At 60.8% G+C, this 24,787-nt stretch carries 26 protein-coding genes; 22 read left to right on the top strand and 4 right to left on the bottom strand.

Annotated features, from left to right (window positions below):
- The first annotated feature begins 329 nt into the window (after window positions 1-329).
- From HII33_RS07110 to nrdG, 16 genes are all read left to right on the top strand, one after another.
- Complete coding sequence (locus HII33_RS07110; RefSeq protein ID WP_179395117.1) at window positions 330-521, top strand: hypothetical protein; 192 nt, start codon at window positions 330-332, stop codon at window positions 519-521.
- A gap of 110 nt (window positions 522-631) precedes the next feature.
- Window positions 632-898 (top strand): phosphocarrier protein HPr, encoded by a 267-nt coding sequence (locus tag HII33_RS07115; protein WP_054723064.1) that lies wholly within the window; start codon window positions 632-634, stop codon window positions 896-898.
- Window positions 898-2,619 carry a phosphoenolpyruvate--protein phosphotransferase gene (gene ptsP, locus HII33_RS07120; protein WP_179395118.1) on the top strand — a complete coding sequence of 574 codons (1,722 nt, stop codon included), beginning with the start codon at window positions 898-900 and terminating at the stop codon, window positions 2,617-2,619. The genes HII33_RS07115 and ptsP overlap by 1 nt, the downstream gene beginning before the upstream one ends.
- Window positions 2,620-2,761: 142 nt before the next feature.
- A complete protein-coding gene (locus tag HII33_RS07125; protein WP_179395119.1) occupies window positions 2,762-3,622 on the top strand; it encodes an ROK family protein in 861 nt (286 codons plus the stop codon).
- 151 nt (window positions 3,623-3,773) lie between these two features.
- Window positions 3,774-4,262: a 5-(carboxyamino)imidazole ribonucleotide mutase gene (gene purE, locus HII33_RS07130; RefSeq protein ID WP_179395759.1), complete on the top strand. Its 489-nt coding sequence runs from the start codon at window positions 3,774-3,776 to the stop codon at window positions 4,260-4,262.
- Entirely contained in the window at window positions 4,255-5,385 is a 1,131-nt protein-coding gene (gene purK / locus HII33_RS07135) for a 5-(carboxyamino)imidazole ribonucleotide synthase (protein ID WP_179395120.1), read from the top strand. The genes purE and purK overlap by 8 nt, the downstream gene beginning before the upstream one ends.
- Window positions 5,372-6,091, top strand: coding sequence for a phosphoribosylaminoimidazolesuccinocarboxamide synthase (locus HII33_RS07140; protein ID WP_179395121.1), 720 nt, complete (start codon window positions 5,372-5,374; stop codon window positions 6,089-6,091). Before purK ends, HII33_RS07140 begins: the two co-directional genes overlap by 14 nt.
- Entirely contained in the window at window positions 6,084-6,338 is a 255-nt protein-coding gene (gene purS, locus HII33_RS07145; protein ID WP_179395122.1) for a phosphoribosylformylglycinamidine synthase subunit PurS, read from the top strand. The genes HII33_RS07140 and purS overlap by 8 nt, the downstream gene beginning before the upstream one ends.
- Window positions 6,335-7,021: a phosphoribosylformylglycinamidine synthase subunit PurQ gene (purQ, locus tag HII33_RS07150; protein WP_179395123.1), complete on the top strand. Its 687-nt coding sequence runs from the start codon at window positions 6,335-6,337 to the stop codon at window positions 7,019-7,021. The genes purS and purQ overlap by 4 nt, the downstream gene beginning before the upstream one ends.
- Window positions 7,008-9,215 carry a phosphoribosylformylglycinamidine synthase subunit PurL gene (gene purL / locus HII33_RS07155; protein ID WP_179395124.1) on the top strand — a complete coding sequence of 736 codons (2,208 nt, stop codon included), beginning with the start codon at window positions 7,008-7,010 and terminating at the stop codon, window positions 9,213-9,215. The genes purQ and purL overlap by 14 nt, the downstream gene beginning before the upstream one ends.
- Entirely contained in the window at window positions 9,200-10,654 is a 1,455-nt protein-coding gene (purF, locus tag HII33_RS07160; RefSeq protein WP_179395125.1) for an amidophosphoribosyltransferase, read from the top strand. The genes purL and purF overlap by 16 nt, the downstream gene beginning before the upstream one ends.
- Window positions 10,651-11,658: a phosphoribosylformylglycinamidine cyclo-ligase gene (gene purM / locus HII33_RS07165; RefSeq protein WP_179395126.1), complete on the top strand. Its 1,008-nt coding sequence runs from the start codon at window positions 10,651-10,653 to the stop codon at window positions 11,656-11,658. The genes purF and purM overlap by 4 nt, the downstream gene beginning before the upstream one ends.
- Window positions 11,655-12,221, top strand: a complete 567-nt coding sequence (gene purN / locus HII33_RS13805) for a phosphoribosylglycinamide formyltransferase (RefSeq protein WP_179395127.1) — start codon at window positions 11,655-11,657, stop codon at window positions 12,219-12,221. The genes purM and purN overlap by 4 nt, the downstream gene beginning before the upstream one ends.
- Before the next feature lies 1 nt (window position 12,222).
- Entirely contained in the window at window positions 12,223-13,746 is a 1,524-nt protein-coding gene (gene purH, locus HII33_RS07175) for a bifunctional phosphoribosylaminoimidazolecarboxamide formyltransferase/IMP cyclohydrolase (protein WP_179395128.1), read from the top strand.
- A gap of 21 nt (window positions 13,747-13,767) precedes the next feature.
- A complete protein-coding gene (purD, locus tag HII33_RS07180; RefSeq protein ID WP_179395129.1) occupies window positions 13,768-15,003 on the top strand; it encodes a phosphoribosylamine--glycine ligase in 1,236 nt (411 codons plus the stop codon).
- A gap of 85 nt (window positions 15,004-15,088) precedes the next feature.
- The gene (nrdG, locus tag HII33_RS07185; RefSeq protein WP_179395130.1) at window positions 15,089-15,664 is read left to right on the top strand and encodes an anaerobic ribonucleoside-triphosphate reductase activating protein; all 576 of its coding nucleotides are present in this window, start codon (window positions 15,089-15,091) and stop codon (window positions 15,662-15,664) included.
- Between the two features lie 68 nt (window positions 15,665-15,732).
- Here nrdG and HII33_RS07190 read toward each other — a convergent pair whose 3' ends face one another.
- From HII33_RS07190 to HII33_RS07200, 3 genes are read right to left on the bottom strand one after another with little or no spacing between them, the layout of a single operon-like run.
- Entirely contained in the window at window positions 15,733-16,434 is a 702-nt protein-coding gene (locus HII33_RS07190; RefSeq protein ID WP_179395131.1) for a hypothetical protein, read from the bottom strand.
- Window positions 16,412-17,506: a sensor histidine kinase gene (locus HII33_RS07195; RefSeq protein WP_179395132.1), complete on the bottom strand. Its 1,095-nt coding sequence runs from the start codon at window positions 17,504-17,506 to the stop codon at window positions 16,412-16,414. Before HII33_RS07195 ends, HII33_RS07190 begins: the two co-directional genes overlap by 23 nt.
- Before the next feature lie 20 nt (window positions 17,507-17,526).
- Window positions 17,527-18,201 carry a response regulator transcription factor gene (locus HII33_RS07200; protein WP_179395133.1) on the bottom strand — a complete coding sequence of 225 codons (675 nt, stop codon included), beginning with the start codon at window positions 18,199-18,201 and terminating at the stop codon, window positions 17,527-17,529.
- A gap of 112 nt (window positions 18,202-18,313) precedes the next feature.
- Between HII33_RS07200 and HII33_RS07205 the strand changes: the two genes are divergently transcribed.
- The gene (locus HII33_RS07205; RefSeq protein ID WP_179395134.1) at window positions 18,314-19,090 is read left to right on the top strand and encodes an ABC transporter ATP-binding protein; all 777 of its coding nucleotides are present in this window, start codon (window positions 18,314-18,316) and stop codon (window positions 19,088-19,090) included.
- Entirely contained in the window at window positions 19,068-21,083 is a 2,016-nt protein-coding gene (locus HII33_RS07210) for an FtsX-like permease family protein (protein ID WP_179395135.1), read from the top strand. The genes HII33_RS07205 and HII33_RS07210 overlap by 23 nt, the downstream gene beginning before the upstream one ends.
- Window positions 21,084-21,154: 71 nt before the next feature.
- Here the strand turns inward: HII33_RS07210 and HII33_RS07215 are convergent, their stop codons facing one another.
- Entirely contained in the window at window positions 21,155-21,730 is a 576-nt protein-coding gene (locus HII33_RS07215; protein WP_179395136.1) for a hypothetical protein, read from the bottom strand.
- Between the two features lie 59 nt (window positions 21,731-21,789).
- Between HII33_RS07215 and HII33_RS07220 the strand changes: the two genes are divergently transcribed.
- The 4 genes from HII33_RS07220 to sdaAB all read left to right on the top strand — a co-directional run bounded on the left by HII33_RS07220 (window position 21,790) and on the right by sdaAB (window position 24,786).
- Window positions 21,790-22,533, top strand: a complete 744-nt coding sequence (locus tag HII33_RS07220) for an MBL fold metallo-hydrolase (protein WP_179395137.1) — start codon at window positions 21,790-21,792, stop codon at window positions 22,531-22,533.
- Between the two features lie 239 nt (window positions 22,534-22,772).
- A complete protein-coding gene (spxA, locus tag HII33_RS07225) occupies window positions 22,773-23,171 on the top strand; it encodes a transcriptional regulator SpxA (RefSeq protein WP_179395138.1) in 399 nt (132 codons plus the stop codon).
- Between the two features lie 162 nt (window positions 23,172-23,333).
- Entirely contained in the window at window positions 23,334-24,008 is a 675-nt protein-coding gene (locus tag HII33_RS07230) for an adaptor protein MecA (RefSeq protein WP_179395139.1), read from the top strand.
- Window positions 24,009-24,117: 109 nt separating this feature from the next.
- On the top strand, window positions 24,118-24,786 hold the full coding sequence (gene sdaAB, locus HII33_RS07235; RefSeq protein ID WP_179395140.1) for an L-serine ammonia-lyase, iron-sulfur-dependent subunit beta: 669 nt from the start codon (window positions 24,118-24,120) through the stop codon (window positions 24,784-24,786).
- Window position 24,787 lies beyond the last annotated feature (1 nt).

A 24,787-nucleotide genomic window follows, 5' to 3' on the forward strand; every position in this document is an offset into this window, starting at 1 on the left:
GAGGCCTGCTCGCGTGGTCTTTCGTCAAAAAAGTGTCTGACCTTTTTTGACCTTGCCATCAGTATACAACAGCGCGCGGAAAAATCAAGCACTCTGACTCGACGAGTGCTAAAAAACTTGCCTAACCGCCGCTGGACCGGTATCGTAAGGGGAGCGGGCTCGGTGTGCCGGTCACGGTCGGCCACGAGGCGCGCGGCTGAGCGGGTGCAGGTGTCGGGCGAAGGCGCGATGTTTGCGGTTTCATTCGCTTAATGCTAGCATAATCGTGTCAGTGAAATCGCGTCAACTGATGAAGCTCATCAATGGGCGCGGCCAAAGGGGGTAGGCGAATGGCACCGGACTACAGACAGATGATGGATGACATGCGGGCAGGCAAGCTGGACCAGATCGAGATCACGCCTGAGACGTTCACCGCATTTCGTGCGGCTTGGACCAATTACGCAGGCCGTGAGGAGATCGTCGGGCAGGCGAAGCGGAACGGCCAGATCATCTACCGCTACCAATCCGTGTCGGAAGATTAAAAGTGCTGTTAAGACTTGCCGCGAAAACGGAATAATGGTAAGGTTTACAAGAAATAGAATCGTCCATTCTATTCGGCAAAAGACTTTATATGCGAAGGAGCAGATTACTCATGGAAAAACGCGAATTTAATGTTATTGCAGAAACAGGGATCCACGCCCGCCCAGCGACCCTTTTGGTTCAGGCGGCCAGCAAGTTCAACTCTGACATCAACTTGGAATACAAGGGCAAGAGCGTCAACTTGAAGTCCATCATGGGCGTTATGAGCTTGGGCGTTGGCCAGGGTGCCGACGTGACCATCTCCGCAGAAGGCGCTGACGAAGCCGAAGCCATCGCAGCGATCGAAGATACGATGAAAAAGGAAGGTCTGTCTGACTAATGACAAAGCAACTCAAAGGGATCGCCGCTAGTGACGGCATCGCAACTGCGAAGGCCTACTTGTTAGTGCAACCCGATTTGTCATTTTCTCAGTCTACTATTGAAGATCCAGAAAAAGAAATCGACCGTTTGCACCAAGCACTCGACCAGAGCAACAGCGAACTGAAGATCATCCGCGACAAGGCGGCTGAATCACTTGGCGAAGAAGAAGCTCAGGTCTTCGATGCCCACATGATGATCCTGGCTGATCCAGAATTCACCGGTGCCATCGAGACCAACATCAAGGATGATAAGGTCAATGCTGAAGCCGCGCTGAAGTCGGTTTCCGACATGTTCATCGGCATGTTTGAAGCGATGACTGACAACCCGTATATGCAGGAACGTGCTGCGGACCTCCGCGACGTTTCGACACGGGTGCTCGCCCACCTGCTCGGACGAGCTTTGCCGAACCCGGCACTGATCGATTCTGAAGTGATCGTTGTGGCGCACGACTTGACGCCGTCTGACACTGCACAGCTGAACAAGACTTACGTCAAGGCGTTCGTGACCGATATCGGTGGCCGGACCGCCCACAGTGCGATTATGGCCCGCTCGCTTGAGATCCCAGCTGTCGTTGGGACCCAAGACATCACGACCAGCGTGGCGGAAGGCCAGATGCTGACCGTCGACGGCCTGACCGGCGACGTGACCATCGACCCGACGCCTGAACAAGTCGAGGCGTCTGCCAAAGAAGCGAAGGCATACGCGGACCAGAAAGCGGAATGGGCACTGCTCAAGACCGCCAAGTCGGTCACCGCTGATGGCAAGCACTTCGACGTGGCGGCGAACATCGGCACACCGAAGGACCTCGATGGCGTCCTCGCCAACGGGGCCGAAGCGATCGGCTTGTACCGGACCGAATTCCTGTACATGGACTCCGCAGAACTGCCGACGGAGGATGATCAGTTCGAGGCCTACAAGAAGGTCCTTGAGACGATGAACCCGAAGCCAGTCGTTGTGCGCACCATGGATATCGGTGGGGACAAGCACCTGCCGTACCTGCCGCTGCCAGAAGAACAGAACCCATTCCTGGGTTACCGCGCGATCCGCATCTCGCTGGATAAGCAGGATATCTTCCGCACTCAGTTGCGGGCCCTGTTGCGCGCGTCTGCCTTCGGTGAATTGCGCATCATGTTCCCGATGATCGCAACGATTCAGGAGTTCGAAGCCGCTAAGGCCGTCTTCTTGGAAGAAAAGGCCAAGCTGGTGGCCGAAGGGGTGACCGTGTCTGACACCATCCAATTGGGGATGATGATCGAGATCCCAGCCGCGGCTGTCTTGGCCGATCAATTCGCCAAGCACGTGGACTTCTTCTCCATCGGGACCAATGACTTGATCCAATACACCATGGCGGCTGACCGCGGGAATGAGCATGTCTCTTACCTGTACCAGCCATACAACCCATCCATCCTGCGCTTGATCAAGAACGTGATCGATGCGGCGCACAAGGAAGGCAAGTGGGCTGGCATGTGTGGGGAAGCCGCTGGCGACCCGATCATGGTCCCGATCCTGCTTGGGATGGGCCTGGACGAATACTCCATGTCCGCAACCAGCGTCTTGAAGATCCGTAGCCTGATGAAGCGGCTCTCGACGGCGGATATGGCGAAGTTGGCCGATAAGGCCCTTAACGAATCCATTTCCAACGATGAGAACAAGAAGCTCGTCGAAGAATTCACGAAGTAAGCCTGCAAAGGTCGGTGTCGTCAGACATCGGCTTTTTTGGTCGTCTCGGGGCCGATAAACTGGTTTGACACCGGTTACACAGGCGTCTACACTGAGTTTATACGCCATGACGGCGATCAAATACGAAATGAGATGTGAGACAATGACACTTGCAGTGATCGATATCGGTGGGACGACCATCAAGTTTGCCCGGTACGCAGACGGGGCGCTGACGGCGCGCTTTGCGGAGGCATCACCAGCGACGCTGGACGCGTTTTATGCCGTGCTGAGCGCCGCGGTCGAGAAGCTTAAGGAGGCGGGACCGCTGACCGGCGTGGCAATTTCGTCGCCGGGTGCGGTCAACCAGGCGACGGGGGTGATCGAAGGCGCCAGCGCGCTGCCCTATATCCACAACTTCAAGATCGTCCCAGAACTTGAGCGGCGCTTCGGGCTGCCGGTGGCGATCGAGAATGATGCCAACTGTGCGGCGTTGGCCGAAGTGGCCAGCGGCGCTGCTGCCGGTCGTCAGCGGGTGGCGGTCCTGGTCCTCGGCACCGGGGTCGGTGGGGCGATCATCGCAGAAGGCCGCGTGGCACACGGTCACCACCTACTCGGCGGTGAATTCGGGTATATGCTTCAAAACGGTGACACGTTGAGTCATCAGGGGACGGCCGTTGCGGTCGCCAAGGCTTATGAAGCGGCCAGCGGTGAGGTGGTCTCGGGTCAGGACGTGTTTGAGCGCGCGGCGGCGGGAGATGCACTGGCGGTCCGTTTGACCGAGCAGATGTATCAGGCGCTGGCTGAGGCGATCTTCAACCTGCAGTACAGTTTCGACCCGGAAGTGTTCTTGATCGGCGGGGGGATCTCGCGTAATCCAGCGCTGATCCCAGGCATTGAACGGCATCTGGACCAAGTGATGGCAACTGTCGAGATCGCGGACGTTAAGCCGAGCGTGATGAGCTGCAAGTATCTTGAAGCGGCGAACCTGATGGGGGCGGTTGCCAACTTTGAACAGCAACAATAACGGCGAAGGCTGTGCACGCGGCACAGCCTTTTTTTATGCGAACAATAAACACGAACATTATAAATATATCTATCAATAAACGTTCCGAAATTATGTTGAAAGACGCTCGTGTCCATGCTAAACTACAAGCAACTTAAGAAAGTGGGTGGCTATCGTGCAAGTGGCGATCGTGATGGGGTCGATCTCGGATTGGCCCACAATGAAGCAGGCAGCAGAACTCCTTGATACACTGGGGATCCCTTATGAAAAACGGGTCATTTCGGCCCATCGGATGCCCGAGACGCTGGCGCAGTTCGCGCAGACCGCGCGTGCGGCGCGGATCGATGTGATCATCGCGGGGGCAGGTGGCGCGGCACACCTGCCGGGGATGTTGGCGGCGAATACCACCTTGCCAGTGATCGGTGTTCCGATCCAAACCCGAACATTAAACGGTGTGGACTCCTTGCTGTCGATCGTGCAGATGCCGGCCGGCGTGCCGGTGGCGACCATGGCGATCGGCGAGGCCGGGGCCAAGAACGCGGCGCTAATGGCGGCGAGCATCTTGAGTCTGGCGCACGAGCCGGTAGCGACGGCCTTGACGGCATACCGGGCGACCCAGACGCGCCAGGCCGCTGAAAGCGAGGCCCAACTCGATGATTAAGCAGATCCTGCCGCCAGCCACGATCGGCATCGTTGGTGGTGGTCAACTGGGGCGGATGCTGGCCTTAGCGGCTAAAGCGATGGGTTACACTGTCGGAGTCCTTGATCCGACGCCTAACGCACCGGCGGGCCAGGTCGCGGATTTTCAGATCGAGGCCGATTACGCGGACGAGGCGGCGCTGGCGGCGCTGGCCGCGCGGGCCGATGTTTTGACCTATGAGTTCGAGAATGTCGATCTGACTGCCTTGGCCGCGGCGCAGCGCCAAGCCGCGCTGCCACAGGGTACTGCCATGCTGGCGATCACCCGAGACCGGCTGTCCGAAAAGACCTTCCTGCGTGATCACGGACTCCCGACCGCCGCGTTTGCGGCCGTGCCAGACGCGGCCGCAGTGATCCCGGCGATCCACCGGATCGGGGTGCCGAGCATTCTGAAGACGACGACCGGCGGCTATGACGGCCATGGTCAAGTCGACATTAACACGGCGGCCGATGTACCGGCCGCACAGGCCTTGGCGGCATCTGCCCCGTGCATCTTAGAGGAACGGCTCAGCTTCGTGCGTGAGCTGTCCCTGATGGTCACACGCGACGGCCGCGATGAGGTCCGGCCGTTCCCCGTGGTCGAGAATCGCCACGAGGCGCATATTCTGCACACGACGATCGCCCCGGCCCCGAACTTGACCCCGGGGGGCCGCCACCAGATCGAGCAGCTGGCAAGTAAGATCGCCGTGGCGCTCGACTTGCGCGGGGTGCTGGGGATCGAGCTGTTTGAGAGCACGAGTGGCGTGGTCGTCAACGAGCTGGCGCCACGGCCACACAACTCCGGACACTATTCGATCGAAGCGTGCAATTTTTCTCAGTTCACCGCACATATCCTGAGCATCTGTGGTCTGTCGATCCCGCCGATCACGCTGACGCAGCCGGCGGTGATGCGCAACTTGCTGGGGGACGATCTCGAGACGGCGCGGCGCACTTGGTCCGCGCACCCTGATTGGCACCTGCACGATTACGGCAAGGCCGAACCGCGGCCGGGTCGCAAGATGGGGCACATCACTGTGTGCGGTGGCGCCAGCGCTGAACGGTTGGCGGCAGTCCGCCTGGAAGGAGACCAAGATGAACAAAACTGAGCTGTTATATACCGGCAAGGCCAAGAAAATGTACGCGACAGAGACGCCTGATGTGCTGTGGGTCGAGTACCTCGATCAGGCCACTGCGCTGAACGGCAAGAAAAAAGTGGCGATCCCGGGCAAGGGCACGTTGAACCGCCAGATCTCCAGCCTCCTGTTCGCGGAGCTGAACGCGGCCGGGCTGCCGACCCACTACCTCGAGACGCGTGATGATACCACGATGCTGGTGCGACGGTGTGCGATGCTCCCGCTTGAGGCGGTCGTTCGCAACTTCGCGTCTGGTAGCTTCGAGCGCAAGTTCCAGGCCACACACTTGCAGCCGCTGGTCCCGGCAGTGCATGAGTTCTACTACAAGTCGGATGCCTTGGATGACCCGTTCATCAACGATGAGCAGATCATCGCGCTGGGGCTCGCCGATCAGGCAACGCTTGACGCGGTCCACGCGCTGAGCGACCGGGTCAACACTTACCTCAAGGCGCGGTTTGCCCAGATCGGGATCGAGCTCGTCGACTTCAAGCTTGAGTTTGGCCGCCTGGCGGACGGCACGTTGGTGCTGGCCGATGAGTTGTCGCCGGATAACTTCCGGCTCGTCGATGAGGCCAGCGGTCGCTCGCTGGACAAAGACGTCTTTCGCAAGGACCAGGGGCCGCTGCAGCCGGTCTACCAGATGGTGCTGGATCGCCTGAAAGGAGCACAACATGTATAAAGCCAAGATCTACGTCAACTACAAGCCGAGCGTTCTGGACCCCAAGGCGGAAGTGATCAAAAAAACGCTCGGTCGGCTGGGCCAGACCAATGTGCAAGACGTGCTGGTCGGTAAGTACTTCGAGCTGACCCTCCAGGCGAACTCTGAGGCGGCCGCGCGTGAGCAGATCGATGCGATCTGCGATCAGATGCTGGCCAATGTCAACATGGAAAGCTACCGGTTCGACCTGACGGCGGTGGGCGCATGAAGGCGGCCGTGCTGAGCTTTCCAGGGTCAAACTGTGACGAAGACCTGCTCTGGGCCGTCGAAACCGTGTGTGGGCAGGCGGCGACTATGGTCCCGGCCGATCACACCGACCTGACCGGGTACGACCTGGTCCTGGTCCCTGGTGGCTTCTCGTACGGGGATTACTTGCGTAGCGGTGCGATCGCGAAGTTCGCACCGGTGATGACAGCCCTGCAGACGTTTGCCGCGGCCGGTGGGTACGTCTTGGGCATCTGCAACGGCTTTCAGATCCTGACTGAGGCCGGGCTGCTGCCCGGTGCGCTCCAGTGGAACCGCAGCCTACAGTTCATCTGCGAGCCGGAACCCCTGATCGTGGCCAATGCCAACACGGCGTTCTCGACGGCGTACACGTCCGGTCAGCGGATCGTGCTCCCAATCGCCCACGGGGAAGGCAATTACTACGCGGACCCAGACACACTCGCGACGCTTGAGGCCAACGGGCAGGTCGTGTTCCGCTACGCGCACAATCCGAACGGCAGTGCGAATGACATCGCGGGGCTGACCAACGCGCAGGGCAACGTGCTGGGGATGATGCCGCATCCTGAGCGCGCCGTGGAGGCGTTACTCGGCGGCACCGACGGCCTCGGGGTGTTCCGATCCCTGATCGAAGCGACGAAAGGAGCAAGCGACCGTGTTGCAAACTGAAATGAGTCCAGAGACGATCCGTACCGTCAAACCCTACCTGGCGTGGGGCTTGACAGAAGCAGAGTACGATCGGTACGCCGCACTGCTGGGGCGCCTGCCGACCTATACGGAGATCGGCCTTGCGAGCGGGATGTGGAGCGAGCATTGTGCCTATAAGTTCAGCAAGCCGGTGCTAAAAACTTTTTGGACCAAAAACGACCGCGTCCTGATGGGGCCCGGTGAAGGCGCCGGCGTGATCGATATCGGTGAGGGCAAGGCGGTGGTCTTCAAGGCGGAAAGCCATAACCACCCAAGCGCCGTCGAGCCATACGAAGGGGCGGCCACCGGGGTCGGTGGGATCATCCGCGACATTTTCTCTATCGGGGCTAAGCCGATCGCCGTGCTGGATTCGCTGGCGTTCGGGTCTCCGCAGGACCCACGCACAAAGCAGCTGATCGACCAGGTCGTCGCCGGGATCGGCGGCTACGGCAACGCGATCGGGATCCCCACCGTGGGCGGTGAGATCAAGTTCGCGGCGTCCTACGCGAAGAATCCGCTCGTCAACGCGATGTGCGTTGGGGTGATGGACAAAGCGAAGATCCAAAAGGGGAAGGCGGCTGGGGTCGGCAACGCGCTGATCTACGTTGGGGCCAAGACCGGTCGTGATGGGATCAACGGGGCCAGTTTTGCTTCCGCGGAGTTCTCGGATGAGGCCGAAGCGGACCGGTCTGCGGTGCAAGTCGGCGATCCATTCATGGAGAAGCTCCTGATGGATGCTTGCCTGGAGGTGACACGGGCGCACCAAGATGTGCTCGTCGGGATGCAGGACATGGGGGCGGCGGGACTGGTCTCCTCGACCGTCGAGATGGCGGATAAGTCGGCTTCTGGGATGGTGATGGACCTCGATCTGATCCCGCAGCGGGAGCCGAACATGACGCCGTTCGAGATCATGCTCAGCGAATCGCAGGAGCGGATGATGCTCTGCGTGCAAGCGGGCAGTGAGGCGGAGATCATCGCGCTGTTCAAGCGCTACGACCTCGATGCGGTGGTGTGCGGGCACGTTGAGGCGGGGCACCGCTACCGCCTGCTGCACCATGGTGAGGTGGTCTGTGATGTCCCGGTCAGCGCCCTGACGTCGGATGCGCCGGTCTACCACCAGGCCAGCGCCCGGCCTGCTCGGCTGGCCCATCCGGCCCCTGATTTTGCGCCGCGGGTCCCGAACGCCTTGGCGACCCTCAAGCAGTTGCTCACGGATCCGAACGTGGCGGACAAAGCCTTCCTGTACCAGCGCTACGACGCCCAAGTGCAGACGAACACCGTCGTTGGGCCAGGTAGCGATGCCGCGGTCGTCCGGGTGCGCGGCACCCACCGGGCGCTGGCGATGACCACCGACTCCAACGGCCGGTATCTGTATCTGGACCCTGAGGTCGGTGGGGCGATCACGGTGGCGGAAGCGGCGCGGAATCTGGTCGCCAGCGGCGCCGAACCGCTCGGGATCACGGACTGCCTGAACTACGGTGATCCGACCAAGCCTGAGATCTTCTACGAGCTGGCGGAATCCGCGAAGGGAATCACGGCGGCGACCCGTGTGCTCAACACGCCGGTGATCTCCGGCAACGTCTCCCTTTACAACGAGACGAACGGGGTGGCGATCTATCCGACGCCAATGATCGGGATGGTCGGGTTGATCGAGGACTTGACGACCATCACGACCCAGGCCTTCAAGGCGACCGGTGAAGCGATCTACGTTGTCGGGGCCACAGGCGACGACTATAACGGGTCGCTGCTACAACAAGTGCAGACCGGCACGGTCAGTGGGTCGCTGCGCCCGCTAGACCTTGAGGCGGAAAAAGCCACCCAGGCCCTGGTCTTGCAGGCGATCCGCCGGCACCTGGTCACGGCGGCGCACGATGTGGCTGACGGCGGGCTGTTGGTCGCCCTGGCCGAGATGAGCTTTGGCCACGGGATCGGTGCGCAGGTCAGCGTGGATTGGCCTGCGGTCCGGCTGTTCAGTGAGACGCAAGGCCGCTTCGTGGTCACGGTCCCCGCCGCCGCGCAGGCCGCGTTCGAGGCTCTGACCGAGGGGCGGGCGCAGCGATTGGGTGAGACGGCCGATGCGATGCTGACCGTCTATGCGCAAGATCAAGTGATCCAGGCGCCGGTCCAAGCGCTGAAGGCACTCAACGAGGAGGCATTGCAATGTCAGCTGAAGTAAAGAGCCTGAACGAGGAATGCGGGGTCTTCGGGGTGTGGGGCGACCCACACGCCGTCGAAGTCACGCACCTCGGGCTCCACACCCTCCAGCACCGCGGGCAAGAAGGCGCCGGGATCGTGGGCAAAACCCCGGCCGGGCTTCGACGCCATTACGGGTTCGGGCTGGTGTCGGAGGTCTTCGCCCAGCCCGAATCGCTGCAGCAATTGCGCGGGGATGCGGCCTTGGGTCACGTGCGTTATGCAACTGCGGGGGGGCGGATTCTTGAGAACATTCAGCCGCTGCTGTTTCGCTTCACCGATGCCGCGGTCGCGCTGGCGCACAACGGGAACTTGACGAACGCGATCTCGCTGCGCGCGAAGCTCGAAGCGGACGGTGCGATCTTTCAGTCGACCAGCGACACTGAGGTGCTGATGCACCTGTTGCGGCGTAGCCCTGCGCCGACGTTCAAGGCGCAACTCAAAGCCGCGCTGAACCAGGTCCACGGTGGGTTTGCCTTCGTTTTACTGACGGAGACGGGCCTATATGCGGCCGTCGATCCCAACGGGTTTCGACCGCTGGTGGTGGGTCAGCGGCCAGACGGCGGCCTGATCGTGTGTAGCGAAACGGCCGCGCTGAACGCGGTCGGCGCCACTTACTTGCAAGACGTGCAGCCTGGTGAGCTGGTCACGATCACAGACGCCGGCATGACCGTCGAGGCCTACACGAGCCGCACCCAACTGGCCGTCTGCTCGATGGAGTTCGTCTACTTCGCCCGGCCAGATTCGGAGATTCACGGGGTCAACGTGCACCAGGCGCGCGTGGCCATGGGCGAACGCTTGGCGGCCGAGCAGCCAGCGGACGGTGACATTGTCGTCGGCGTGCCGAACTCCTCGTTATCTGCCGCAATCGGCTATGCACGGGCCAGTGGCCTGCCGTACGAGCTCGGGTTGGTCAAGAGCCAGTACGTCGCGCGCACGTTCATTCAGCCAACTCAGGCGTTGCGGGAAAAAAGCGTGCGGATGAAGCTCAGTGCCGTACGCGCGGTTGTCAGCGGCAAGCGTGTGGTGCTGGTCGATGACTCCATCGTGCGCGGGACCACGGCTATCCAGCTAGTCCAGCTGCTCAAAGACGCAGGGGCCAAGGCGGTGCACTTACGCATCGCCAGCCCACCGTTGCGGTTCCCGTGTTTTTACGGGATCGACATTCAGACCACCAAGGAACTGATGGCCGCCAATCAAAGCGTGGCCGAGATGAAGGCGACGCTGGGCGTGGATTCGTTGGGTTTCCTCTCCGTCCAGGGGCTGGAAGACAGCGTCGCGCTACCGACCACCGCGCCGAACGGCGGGTTGTGTGTCGCCTACTTTACGGGCGAGTACCCGACGGACCTAGACGATTATGCGACGAACCTCGATCATGAGCTGTCGCAACTGCACATCAACGTGAAGGAGGTCTACGCATGACGATCGATTACGAACACGCCGGCGTCAGTATCGAAGCGGGCAACGAAACGGTGCGGCGGATCGCGCCACTCGCGCAAGCGACGCAGAATCCGGCGGTGCTCGATCAACTCGGCGGCTTTGCGGCAGCCTACCGGATGCCAGAGGTTCCCGAGCCGGTGTTGGTCAGCGCGACCGATGGCGTTGGCACGAAGCTACTGCTAGCCCTGCAGTGTGATCAGCACGATACCATCGGGATCGACCTGGTCGCGATGGTCGCAAACGACCTGCTCGCAAGTGGCGCGCAGCCACTGTTTTTTCTCGACTACCTCGCGACAGATGTGGTCGACCCGGCGCGCATCGAGACGATCGTGCGCGGGATCGCGTATGGGTGTAGCCAGGCGGGGATGGCGCTGATCGGTGGCGAGACTGCCGAGATGCCTGGAATGTATCCGCAGCATCACTACGACCTCGCGGGGTTTGCCGTTGGCGTTGCGTCAGCGTCACAGATGCTGCCGAAGCATGTGACGGCCGGCGACGTCCTGATCGGGTTGCCGTCTAGTGGCGTGCACAGCAACGGCTTCTCGCTCGTCCGCGAGTTGCTGGCTGAGACCAATCTCGGCAACATGCCGCTGGCGGATGGGACCGAGGTGACCACGGCGCTGCTGCAGCCGACGAAGATCTACGTGCGGGAGGTCCTGCCGCTGATTCAAGCGGGGTTGATCCACGGGATCGCGCACATCACCGGTGGGGGCTTCACGGACAATGTGCCTCGGATGTTACCGGCAGCGCTGGCGGCAGAGATCGATCCGGCGAGCTGGACGTGGCCGGAGCTGTTCCAGCGGTTACAGACAGCCGGTGGCCTAGCTAAAGCGGAGATGCGGCGGACGTTCAACCTGGGGATCGGGTTGGTCTTGGCCGTCTCGGCGACAGATGTGCCGGCGGTGCTGGCGGCGCTGCCGCACGCGCGTAAGATCGGCCGGGTGACGCCGCGGTCGACGCACGCGCTGACATGGAGGGGCGAATGAAACGATTGATCATCTTTGCCTCGGGGACTGGGAGCAACTTTGCGGCGCTGGCGGCGCATTATGCGGCCAGCCCACTGGCCCAGATCGTGGCCTTAGTGTGCGACCATGCAGATGCACCGGTGCTCGCCAAGGCCGAGGCAGCCGGGATCCCGACGTTGACGGTCGACTACAAGGCGTATCCGACCAAGCGTGCGGCCGAACAGGCGATCGTGGCAATGCTCCCACCGGCCGACCTGCTGATCCTTGCGGGATTCATGCGGATCATCGGACCGACGCTACTCGCGGCGTACCCTGACCGGATCATTAACCTGCATCCCGCCTTGCTGCCGAGTTTTCCCGGCCGCACGGGGATCGAGGACGCCTACGCGTATGGCGTCAAGGTGACTGGGGTGACGGTGCATGTCGTCGATGCTGGGATCGACTCCGGACGCATCCTGGCGCAGGTGCCGGTCGCGGTGCTGCCACACATGTCCTGCGCCGACCTTGCCACCGCGATCCACGCGGTGGAACACCGCTTATTACCGACAACTGTTGACCGACTCATTGAAGAAGGAGCGATATAACGTGAAACGTGCATTGCTGAGTGTGTCTGATAAGACTGGCCTGACTGAATTTGCGCAAGGTCTGATCGACCGAGGGTTCGAACTGGTCTCGACCGGTGGGACAGCCAAGGTGCTGACTGCCGCGGGGCTGGCAGTCACTGGCGTCGAGGCCGTGACCGGCTTTCCAGAGATGTTGGACGGGCGGGTGAAGACCCTCCATCCCCGGATCCATGGCGGTATCCTCGCCAAGCGCGACGATCCGACGCACATGGCGGCGTTACAGGCGCATGAGATCACGCCGATCGATGTGATCTGTGTGAACCTCTACCCGTTCGCTGAGACGGTCGCCAAGCCGGACGTCACCCGCCCAGAAGCGATCGAACAGATCGATATTGGGGGACCTAGTGCGCTGCGGGCGGCAGCGAAGAACAGTGACAGCGTCTGGGCGGTGGTCGACCCGGCCGATTACTCGGCGGTCCTGGCGGGCTTGGACGCAGACGACGCTGCCCTGCGCGCGCGCTTGGCGGCCAAGGTGTTCCAAGTAACGGCGGCCTACGATGCGCAGATCGCCGCGTACCTTGACCCAGAACCGTTCCCGACACGCTACACCCCGACGTACACGCTGAAGCAAGCCTTGCGCTATGGCGAAAATAGCCACCAGCAGGCGGCGTTCTACGCTGCGCCAGACGCACCGCAGGAGTCGCTGGTGAACGCGGTCCAGCTCCACGGCAAGGCGCTGTCGTACAATAACATTCGCGACGCAGACGCCGCACTGAGCATGTTGAACGAGTTCGACGGGCCGACGGTGGTGGCCGTCAAGCACATGAACCCCTGCGGGATCGGGCAAGGGGAGACGATCGAAGCCGCGTGGGACAAAGCGTATGCGGCAGATTCGACGTCGATCTTCGGCGGGATCATCGCCTTGAACCGACCGGTCGACCTGGCGACCGCCGAAAAAATGCACGCCCTGTTTCTTGAGATCATCATGGCGCCAGCTTTTGATGATGACGCACTGGCCGTGTTGGCGAAGAAGAAGAACCTGCGGCTGATGACCATCCAGCTGGCCGCAGTCCATGAGACGCCGCATATCGAATCGGTCGACCTGCTCGGTGGGCTGCTGCGACAAACCAGTGATGACCGCGTGGAGACCGAAGCGGATGTGACCGTGGTGACCAAAGTCCAGCCGACTGCGGCACAGCTCAAGGCGTTGCTTTTCGGTCAGCAGGTCGTCAAGCACGTCAAGTCCAATGCGATCGTCGTTGTACGCGACGGGCAGACCTTGGGGATCGGCGCCGGCCAGATGAACCGGATCGGGTCGGTGGCGATCGCGCTGAAGCAGGCACAGCAAAACGCTGACTTTGCTGGGGCAGTCCTCGCCTCCGATGCGTTCTTCCCGATGGATGACTGCGTTGAATATGCGGCGCAGCACGGGATCCGCGCGATCATTCAGCCGGGCGGGTCGATCCGGGATAAGGATTCGATCGCCATGGCGGACAAGTACGGGATCGCGATGGTCACCACCGGTGTGCGGCACTTCCGTCACTGAGCTCAGCCAAGGAGGAGAACCATGGTCAATGTACTGGTGATCGGTAGCGGTGCGCGTGAAAGCGCACTGGGTAAGGCGTTTCTCGCCTCGCCGCAAGTCGAGACTGTTTTTGTCGCCCCTGGTAACGCGGGCATGCCACTACTGGGGCTGACCCTCGTGCCACTCTATGAGGACGATACCGCCTCGCTGATCGCATTCGCGCGGACGAACGTCGCTTTGACCTTTGTCGGGCCGGAACAACCGCTGGCGGCGGGACTCGTGGACGCGTTTCAAGACGCGGGGCTGGCGATCTTTGGCCCCACGGCGGAACTGGCACAACTTGAAAGTAGCAAGCAGTTCGCCAAGGCCTTCATGGCCCGTCACGGGTTGCCGACGGCGACCGCGACGGTGGCCCATGACCTAGCGGCGGCGCAGGCCGCCGTCCAGGCGGCCGGACTACCGGTCGTGATCAAGGCGGATGGGTTGGCCGCCGGCAAGGGCGTGACTGTTGCGACGACGGCAGCGGCAGCCACAAGCGCGCTTCAGGCCCTCTACGCCGATCACCCTGCGGCGCCGGTCCTGATCGAGCAATACCTGAGCGGTGCAGAGGCCTCGGTGCTGGCGATGTTTAATGGGACGACGCGGGTGCTGTTCCCACTCGCACAGGACCACAAGCGGCGATTCGACGGCGACGAAGGCCCGAATACTGGGGGCATGGGGGCGATCAGCCCAGCGCCGCAGTTCACGACCCACCAGCGTGAACAGGCGGCGGCGTTGGTCGACCAGACACTTGCGGGGATGGCGGCGGATGGCCTCGACGGCTGCGGGGTCTTGTACCTGGGCCTGATGTTCACGGCGGCTGGGCCCAAGTTACTGGAGTACAACCTGCGCTTCGGCGATCCAGAGACCCAAGTGCTGCTGCCCCAGGTCGAGAATGATTTTTATCAGCTGACCGTTGACTTGATGAGCGGCGCGGCCGAACCCCTGACGCTGACTGGTCGGACCTACGTCGGCGTGGTCGCCGCGCATCCAGGCTACCCGCAGGCGACCACGCCAGTCTTGCCAGTCGTCACACCAGCGCTTGAGGCGCGTAACGATTGGTTGCCGGCCGGTATCGCCCACGGGACCGATGGCTTGCAGACCGGCGGGGGCCGCGTCTTCACCGTCGTCGGGGTCGGAGACACCCCGGCGGCGGCGCAGGCCAGCGCGTATGACCGGTTGCGTCCGTTGCTCGGTTTGCTGGCCAGTCGCACCGACATCGGGGCCAAGGCACTCTGATCGTCCAGCCCTCAACATCATGTGCTGAGGGCTGTTTTGATGCTACATCTTGTGGTAGGATGGAAACATTGAATGGAGTGATCGTATGCCCAAAACCTTACCGAATGACCCGCAACCATTGGAGTGGCTCGCGGCTGACTGGTCACAGGGGTATGTGGCCAGCTACAAGCCCTTCACCTTCGTCGATGGCGAAGGGGTCCGCTGTAGCCTCTACGTCTCTGGGTGCAAGTTCGCTTGCCCCGGGTGTTACAACAAGGTCGCCCAGAATTTTCACTACGGGCAGCCTTACACGCAGGCGCTGGAGGATCAGATCATCGCGGATCTCGCGCAGCCGTACGTGCAAGGGCTGACGCTCTTGGGCGGCGAGCCGTTCCTCAACACCCAGACGTGTCTGCAGCTATGCCGCCGAGTCCGCGCCACGTTCGGGCACACGAAGGATATCTGGAGCTGGACAGGTTACAAGTGGGATGAACTGATGCAGGAGTCGCCAGACAAGTTGGCGCTACTCGACCTGATCGACATTCTGGTCGATGGGCGCTTCCTGGAAGCCGAGAAGGACTTGACGCTGCAATTTCGCGGCAGTCGCAACCAGCGCATCATCGATGTGCCGGCCTCGCTGGCCAAGGGCACCGTTGAATTGTGGGCGCACCTTCAGCGTTGAACCGGCGCAAAAAAGCCTCGCTGCCACCCAAACTTTGGGCGGTGGCGAGGCTTTGTGCGTGGGATCGCTCAATCCACGTCATCGATCGAGCTCGACCGTTCCGTGGTCCAAGTGAAGCCAGCCGTCTGGAGGGCATAGACCTTCGTGGCGTTAGGGAGGTCGTAGGTCTTGGCGGCAGGGACGACTAGTGCGCGGGTCGAGATCTTGGTCGGGTCGATGAACCCGAGTTGCCGGTAGCGCGTGTCGTTAAGGGTGTAGCGGTCACCTTGAAGGACCGCCTGCTTGACCCCGCCGACCTTGACGGGTCCGCTGAAGCTGTAGATGCGATCAAACATCTCGAAGTAGGCCGTGCTGTGGTCCTGCCCGAGGTAAGTCACCGGCTTGCGCACGGTGTGGCGATCGTACATCGGGAGATGGGCCATGTCAGCGTAGTTGTTCACCCCGGCGCTGTTGCCGACGGTCGTGCCCGATTCAGGCACAAGGCCGAAGAATTCTGGGTGAGCGACGCGGACACGAGGGGTGACATAGTGGCGGATCTCAAGATAGGGCTGGATGTAGCGCCAAGCGACGAGTCCACCGCCGGCACACAGCAGGATCGCACCGGTCAGGCCCAGTTGTACGCGGCGACGCAGGGACTTGCGGCGAACGGACTGGGTCACAATCGCCAGGCCCATCAACAAGATGAGCGTGAGGATCATCGCTAGGGTGATCCAGTGTGTGCTCAAGTTCTCCATCAATCGCCAGCGGTCAAATGTCATCGTGGTCGCCATGGCGATCAGCTCCTTTCTGAAGTTGCGGTTTGGTCAGGGTCGGTCCAGACTCCCCATAGTAACTGAGGTTGGGAAAGTGGAGCGTCACCGTTGTGCCCTTACCGACACGAGACGTCAGTGTCAGGTGGTGGCCGAGTTTATCGCTCAGGCGTTGGGCTAAGTAGAGCCCGAGCCCGGTCGATTTTTGGTTGGCGTTACGGCCATTGGTCCCGGTGAAGCCCTTCTCGAAGACGCGGTGCTGTTCGTCATCGGGGATGCCGATCCCGGAGTCTTGGATCGCAAGGGTCACCTCATCGCGTGTCGCCGCCAGCGTCGCGGTGATCAGACCGCCGTCTGCCGTATACTTCAGGGCATTGGAGACCAGTTGGGCGAGGATGAAGCGGAGCCACTTGTCATCGGTGACGACGACTTGGTCGTGCCCGGTGAGGGTGAAGCGGATGTGCTGGGCGATGAACCGGTTGCGGGCGTCGACGATCACGGCGTCGACGATGGCGCGCAACCCGTGTTCTTGGAGCAGGTAATCGCGGGCGAAGCTGTCGAGGCGTGCGTAGTAGAGGACCTGCTCGACGTAGTGGTCGATCCGATCAAGCTGCAAGGTAAGCTGGTCCATCTCCACCTCTGGCGCCCGGCCATCGAGGCTGTCGGTCAACAACCGACTGGCCGCCAAGGGGACTTTGATCTCATGGACCCATGAGTCGATGAAGCTTTTTTGGTCCTGCTGGTTGGCCAGCAGCGTGGATTGGCTGCGCTGATGCTCGCGCAACAGGTGGTTGTAGGCCGTGACGACCGTCTGCTCGCGGACGGTGTGTGCCGGCGGTAGGGGCCAATCCAGCGCCCCGGCCCCCGCGTCTGTGCGCGCTTGTAGCTGGCGAAGCCATGCCCGGGTGACCCGGTAGCGCCACCAGAGGAACCCAGCCCCGGCCAGAACGGTCAGCGCCGCGACGTAGACCAGCGTCGAGAGGCGGACTTGCTGGTCTGGATCTAGCCACAGCCCGAAGCAAAACGCGCCGAGGCCGACCAAGAAAACGGCGATCTGGATCAGGTGGTCGTGTAAGTAATCGCGCAAGCGCATGGGCGACTCCTTTCCGTGCGTCAGGGGATGATGTACCCCTGGCCGACTTTGGTCTCAATGTAGTCTGGTAGGCCAGCTTCCGCGATTTTTTTGCGCAGGCGATTGATGTTGACGGTCAGGGTGTTGTCGTCGACGAACCGCTCGTCTTGCCAGAGGTCCTTGAGCAGGCGCGAGCGACTGACGATCGCGCCATGCGCGCGTAGCAGGATCTGTAAGAGCTTATATTCGTTCTTTGAGAGGTTGATCTCGGTGTCCCCGACACTGGCCATCCCGGTCTGCAGGTCCAGGCTCAAGCCGTTGTGGACTAAGACGTCCCCACTGCCATCGCTGTAATTGTATGTGCGCCGGAGCAGCGCGTTGATCTTGGCGACGAGCACCTCGATGGCGAAGGGTTTGTTGACAAAATCATCCGCCCCGAGGTTCATTGCCATCACCATGTCCATGTTGGTGTTGCGACTTGAGATGAAGATCACGGGGACGTGGCTGATGTCACGGATCTTGCGGACCCAGTAGTACCCATCATAGACCGGCAGGTTGATGTCTAATAACACGAGGTCTGGCGATTCGGCCTCGAACTGCGTATCGACGGTATTGAAGTCTGTCACGACGGTCGCGGTGAACTGCCACTTGGTCAGGGCCTGCGCGATCAGGTCCGCGATAGTCCGATCGTCTTCAACGATCATGATCTTGAACATTGCACTCATCTCCATTCTCTATTATCGTAGCGGTTTTGGCCGGTGATAACAAGGCGAATGCCCCGCGGCCTGTGGGATTCTGGTATGATAGAGCCAAAAGGAGGCGGCCATCATGCGAGTCGTCAAAGTCGATCATCTCACCAAGATCTACGGTCACCGGTTCAACCGGGTCGCCGCGCTCAACGACCTTAACTTTCAAGTCGACGCCGGCGAGTTTGTCGGCATCATGGGCCCTAGTGGGGCGGGGAAGTCCACGCTACTGAACATGATCGCGACGCTCGATACCCCCACGCTGGGCGATGTCTGGGTCGCGGGTCAAGCCCTTAGTACGCTGACCGACAGTGAGGCGGCGCAGTACCGGCGTGAGCAACTTGGCTTCATCTTTCAGACCTTCAACCTGCTCCCGGATCTGACGGTGGCGGATAACATCACGCTACCGTTGACCTTTGTACCGCCGCGTCCGACCGATATGGCCGCGCGCTTGGCACATGTCGCGGAGGTGTTGGGACTGTCCAGCCTGCTCACGCGCTATCCGGATCAGCTCAGCTTGGGCCAGCGGCAGCGGGTCACGGCTGCACGCGCGATGATCACCAGACCCAGCTTGATCTTGGCAGATGAGCCAACGGGGAGCCTCGATTCGATGGCGGCTACGGAGCTCTTGCAGTACTTGACGAAACTCAACTTAGCCGAGGATGTGACGATCATGATGGTCACTCATGATGCGTTCACTGCCAGTTTTTGCAACCGGATCATCTTCATTCGCGATGGGGCGTACTTCGCGGAAGTGACGCGGCACGGCACCCGTCAGGAGTTCTTCGATCGGATCATCGATATGGAAGCGACGATCAACGGAGGGGGGCGGCGGCGTGCGACAACTCCTCGCGACTAGCCTTAAGCGCAACGCGACGACCAACTGGCTCTTTGTCCTGGTCGCCAGCGCGATGCTGGCCGTCTTGTACGCTCTGCTGGCGATCACTGATGATGACCGCCTGATGCAGGCGGTCGGGACGGTCTCAGCGACCCCCGACATGGTCCCTGCATTTTTGATCGTGTTGCTGGTGCTCTTGCTGTTGTTTGAGATCGTCTTCTTACTGTACCTCAACGGCGTGATGATCATGCGGCGAATGGATCAGATCGGGGTGTACCGCCTGTTGGGCATGCCCACTCGCCGGCTGGCCGTGTTGCTGGTGGCCGAGAGCCTGCTCAAGGGCCTGGCCACGGTGGGGATCGGCTTGGGGGCAGGGGTGCTCTTGTCCAAGTTCTTCGTGATGATGCTGATGCGTTGGATGGCGTTGAAGACTAGTACCGGCTTGCTCTGGTCGACCAGTGCAGCTTTGGAGTTAGCCGGGGTCTACCTATTGATCTTTGCTGTTTTGGGCGTGCTCAACGCACTGGCCATCGCCAGCACGCCGCTGCGCCGCGCCTTAAACCCGACACCGGCCCGAACGCCGGTCAGGCGCGACAGCGGCTGGCAACTCTTGCTGACCGGGTTCAGTCTGTTCCTGCTGGGCGGCGCTTACGTCGGCGCCTACAACCTGATCAGTTGGACCTACACGGCGAGTGTGCGGGGCTGGTCGGTCCCACTGCTGTGGGGGATGATCCTGGTGGCGGGGTTGGTCGGCACTTACGGCCTGTTTCGCACGGCATTACCGACGCTTGCGGGAGTGCTGATCCGCCTGCCCCAGGTCCGGCGCCGGGCGTCCGCCCTGCTGACGCTGACGGATCTGCGCAAGCGGGTCCGGCACAACAGCCACTCGCTGTTTTTGACCACGTTGCTGGCGACCATGACGATCACGGTGCTCGGAAGCGGCGTGATCATCTACCAGTTCAGCCAGATGGGGCTGCATCAGGCAATCGCCTTAGACGGGGTGACCTCGGCACGCGGCCGCGACATCGTGCGGCAACAGCTAGGTGACGGCCAGATTGCCCAGACCGTGCCGCTAGAGACCAAACTAGCGGCGGGCCGTTTGCAAGGTGCGGACGGTGACGGGGATCGGACCCTCTACAATGTGATCAGCCTGTCTGCGTACACGCGGATCCGGCGCGTCCAGCCGGGGTTACCGGCATTGACGCTGCATGGCGACCAGGCCGTGATGGCGATCTACAGTCGCGTGCTGCTCCAGCACACGTGGTTGCGGCGCTCGACGCAATGGGCGCTGACGTTGCCACGCACGGCCACACACGTGATGGTCACCCAGATCACGAGCCAGTTCCCACTAGGGGGGACCGCGTATTTTGACCGGGCTCTGGTCGTGACGGACGCAGTCTACCGCGAGCTGAAGGCGCCGATCGACAGGCTGTACGGTTACAAGTTCCGCGCGCCTGCCCGCCTAGACAAGGCGTTAGCGGCGCTGGACGCGCGTGATGAAGTCGATCAGGCGACCTACTCCGACCAAGCGTTGCGGGGTCAACGGGCCGTCCAGACTGGGGCCGAGCTGAAAGGCTCGACCATGGCGCGCAGTGCGATCGGCCTGAAAGGGCCTTTGACGCGGGTGACGAGCGCAACGTTTGGGTTGGAGCTCTTTATCGCGCTGTTGATGGGGTTGACGCTAATGGTCGCGACCGGTGCGATCCTGCTGGTGAAGCAGTTGGTCGCTGGCTTGCAGGAGCAGGCCAGCCGCCGAACGCTGGCACAGCTCGGAATGCCTGAGTCGCTGATCCGACGCGTGGTGATCCATCAGACGCTTGCGGTCTTCGCGTTGCCACTCGTGTTCGGTGCACTCAATGCGGGCCTGGTGATCCGACTGCTCAGTGCCGTACTCGATGATCCTGGCTGGGGGGCAGGCGGGTTACTATTTGTCGCGGTCTTTGCGCTGATTTATGCGACTTTCGGTTTCCTGACGGCGCGCTTGATCCTTCGTGGCATGTCGCCGCGTGCTTGATCCGCTGGCAGCGCGGGACACCAAAGGGGATGAGCTGATGCTCACCCCCTTAGTCGTCCAAGTCGGGTCGATTACGCTTTCGGCCGCGGACGCAGTAAGTCAGCCAGTGTGAGTGGTTTGGCTTGATCAGCCGCAGGCGCTGGTTCCGGTGCGTTCGGGTCGACGATCTGATAGGCGGCCTCGTGGAACCCGAGACCTTGGCTTGCGCGGTCGATGAACGGGAGGATCGGTGCGAACAGCGGGGCACCCTTCGCCGCAAAAACGTCGAGTTTGCGGCTCCAGGCGGACATCAGGACGTATTCGATCACCTTGCTGTCGGTCTGCATTAGCCACATCCCTTGTTCGCCGCTCAGACGGTCGGCTTGGTCGACCAGGGCCTTGGCTTTGTCGGCAAAGATCGGGGCGTCGTCTTTGGACAGCTTGAAGTACATGAAGTGCATGTACCCCGTCTCGGGCAGTTCCCCGTTGTGGGCAAGGACTGTCCCTCGCATTGGGGCGACGAACGGGATCACCCCGGTCGGGTCGAGAAGTGCGGCGTTTTGACCCTTGACGAGGCCCTCCAGTAATCGGATCGGGACCGGGTGCTTTGCGATGATCTGCTTTAAGTAGTATTTTGTTCCCAGGACCATTTGGATCTTCTGTGTCATTTTTGACCACCTCCAACCCCTTTAGTATAACGCGCGGCACGCGCGGAAAGGACGAACTCATGGAATTAACGGTATTAGGTTACTATGGTGGCTACCCTGATCACGGCGTCGGGACGAGCGCGTACTTAGTCCGTAGTGGGGATTACCAGCTCCTGATGGATTGCGGGAGTGGGGCGCTTTTGGCCCTGGAAAAATATGGGGACCCCTTGGCGTTAGACGCGGTCTTGTTGACGCATTACCACCACGATCACGCTGCGGACCTCGGCGTGTTGCAGTATTACTATCAGTTGCATCCAGGGACCAAAAAAATGTCGCCACTACCAGTCTATGGGCACACGAAGGATCCGTTGAACTTTGCGGCGCTGACGTTTGGCTCCTTCACGCAAGGCGTCGGCTACACCGCGGACTCGACGCTGACCCTCGGCCCGCTACGCTTAACGTTTCTTGAGACGGCGCATCCGGTCCCGGCCTTTGCGGTGCGGATCGAGGAGCTGGCGACGGGTCAGGTCTTAGTCAACACCAGCGATACACGCGCCTTTGCTGGGTTAGCCCCGTTTGCGGCCGACTGTGACCTGCTGATGGCGGATACGAACTTTCTGGCCGAGCACCAGCCGCCGATGTGGCACCTGACGTCGACGCAGGCGGGCACGCTGGCGGCCGCAGCCGGAGCCGGGCGGCTGCTCTTGACGCACCTGCCGCAAACGGTCGACTTGGCCCAGCTCCAAGCAGAGGCACAGGTGGCTGCCGGTGCGATCCCCGTGCGGTTGGCGACGGCCGGATTGCGTCTGTCAGTCGCGCAATAGACGAAAATTCTTTATTGTTTATGTTAGCCAAACGGGCAGTTTTCGGGTGTCAAGTCACTTTAGATGAGAAATTATAAAAACACAGATGGTTTTTAATTGCGAAGAAATCGCTTCATAATCGCACCCTGTGCCCAAAATCAAAAATATTTTTTTCAAATGTGATTGTTTCCGCTTTGGTCAATCCTTTATACTTATAATGTAGAGAAGGAAAGACCGACCGAAGATGGGAGCGAGAGCGTATGATTCATCTGTACACATCAACGAGTTGCACCTCCTGCCGCAAGGCCCGCGCCTGGCTCAAGGCGAACCAGATCCCCTATGAGGAGCGAAATATCATGTCGGAGCCGCTGAACGCTGCGGAGATCCGGCGGGTGATGACGATGACCGAGGACGGCACGGAAGAGATCCTGTCGACGCGGTCCAAGGTGTTCCGAGATCTGGGGGTCAAAGTGGACGATCTGACGGTCAATCAACTGATCGATCTGGTCGTGCAGTATCCGGCGTTGCTTCGCCGCCCGATCATCATGGACGAGAAGCGCTTGCAAGTCGGCTACAACGAAGACGAGATCCGCCGCTTCCTGCCGCGCAGCGTGCGTGCGCTGGAGCTGCAACAAGCCCAACTGCTCGCAGGGTTCTAAGCGCGCGTTGGCATGGCCTCGAAGGGGACCTTCGAGGCTTTTTTGCTGACCAAAAGTTAGCGTGAATGCTTGCATTCCAGGGGCGTAACGGGTAGAATGTCGAACGATGGAACTTCTGGTATAATGAGGCCAGAACTGCGGACAAAGTGAGGTGCAGTCATTATGGAAATGGAACGCATTAACGACAACACGATTCGCGTCTTACTTGGCAACGAGGATCTGGCCGAGCGTGGGATCACGGTCTTAGATCTGCTAGGCAACCACAAAACGATCGAAAACTTCTTCTATAGCATCCTGGACGAGGTCGACAAGGACCACAGCTTCGCGACGGATTCGGCGGTCACTTTTCAGGTGATGCCGAGTCAGTCTGGGTTGGAGCTACTGATCAGCCGGACGATGATGGACGAAGATGAGTCCGAGGCGGATGACGAGGCAGACGACCAAGACGTCAACGTGCCGGACTTCATCCGTCAGCAGTTGAATCAGCTGGACACGGACGATAAGGACGCGACGGACGAAGGCGGCTTCATTGACGCCAATGAGTCAGGCAAAGAGGAGCTCGTGCTCCAGATGCGTGATTTTGAAGATTTCATCGCGTTAGCGGGGGTCTTGCGGTTAGAAGGCGCATCGAGTGACCTCTATCGCTACAACGATCGCTACTATCTGGTCTTGACCTTTTACCCCAACCACATCACGCCAGAAGAGGCGAAGGATCAGATCGCGGTGGCCCTTGAGTATGGCCACAAGGTCGCGATCAGCTCAGCGGTCCTGTCGGAGTACGGCAAGTTGTTGATGCCGACAAGTGCGCTAGAGACCGGTCGATACTATTTCAAGTGACCCGAGGCGGTGCCAGTCGGCATCGCTTTTTACGTGCGGGCCGTGTCGCGTCTCAGTTGACGCGTTCAGGCCGGGCGTGGTTAGATTAAGGCAAGAAAGTAGGCGCGATATGGCAAAAGAAATGAGGTTCCACAGCGTTTTTGATATCATCGGCCCCGTGATGGTGGGGCCGAGTTCGTCTCACACCGCAGGGGCTGCGCGGATCGGCAAAGTAGTCCGCAACATCTTCGGCGAGCAACCGGAGCGGGTGGACATCTACTTATACGAGTCCTTCGCCAAGACCTACCGCGGCCATGGGACCGACATCGCGCTGGTCGGCGGGTTGCTCGGCATGGCCCCGGATGATGAACGGCTGCCGCAATCGCTCAAGCTGGCGCACGAAGCAGGGATCAAGGTGACCTTCGTGCCGAAAAGCGACAAAGTCGATCATCCGAACTCAGCACGCATCATTCTGCAAAAAGGGGCGCACAAGCTCTCTGTGCTAGGCGTGTCGATCGGCGGGGGGAACATTCAGATCAGTGAGATCAATGGCTTCAAGATCTCACTGAGTATGGGCACGCCGACGTTCATCACCGTGCACCAAGATGTGCCGGGGATGATCGCGAAGGTCACGCAGGTGCTGAGCGAGGCCAAGGTCAATATCGGGACGATGACCGTTACGCGCGAAGCTAAAGGCGACAATGCGATCATGATCCTTGAAGTCGACGACCGGCGGCCTGATTTGGCTGCGGTGCTGCGCGCACTGCCGGACGTCCACAATGTCACGTACTTTGAGTAGG

Origin of the sequence: Lacticaseibacillus absianus (assembly GCF_013407595.1) — a bacterium.
GTDB classification, from domain to species: Bacteria; Bacillota; Bacilli; order Lactobacillales; family Lactobacillaceae; genus Lacticaseibacillus; species Lacticaseibacillus absianus.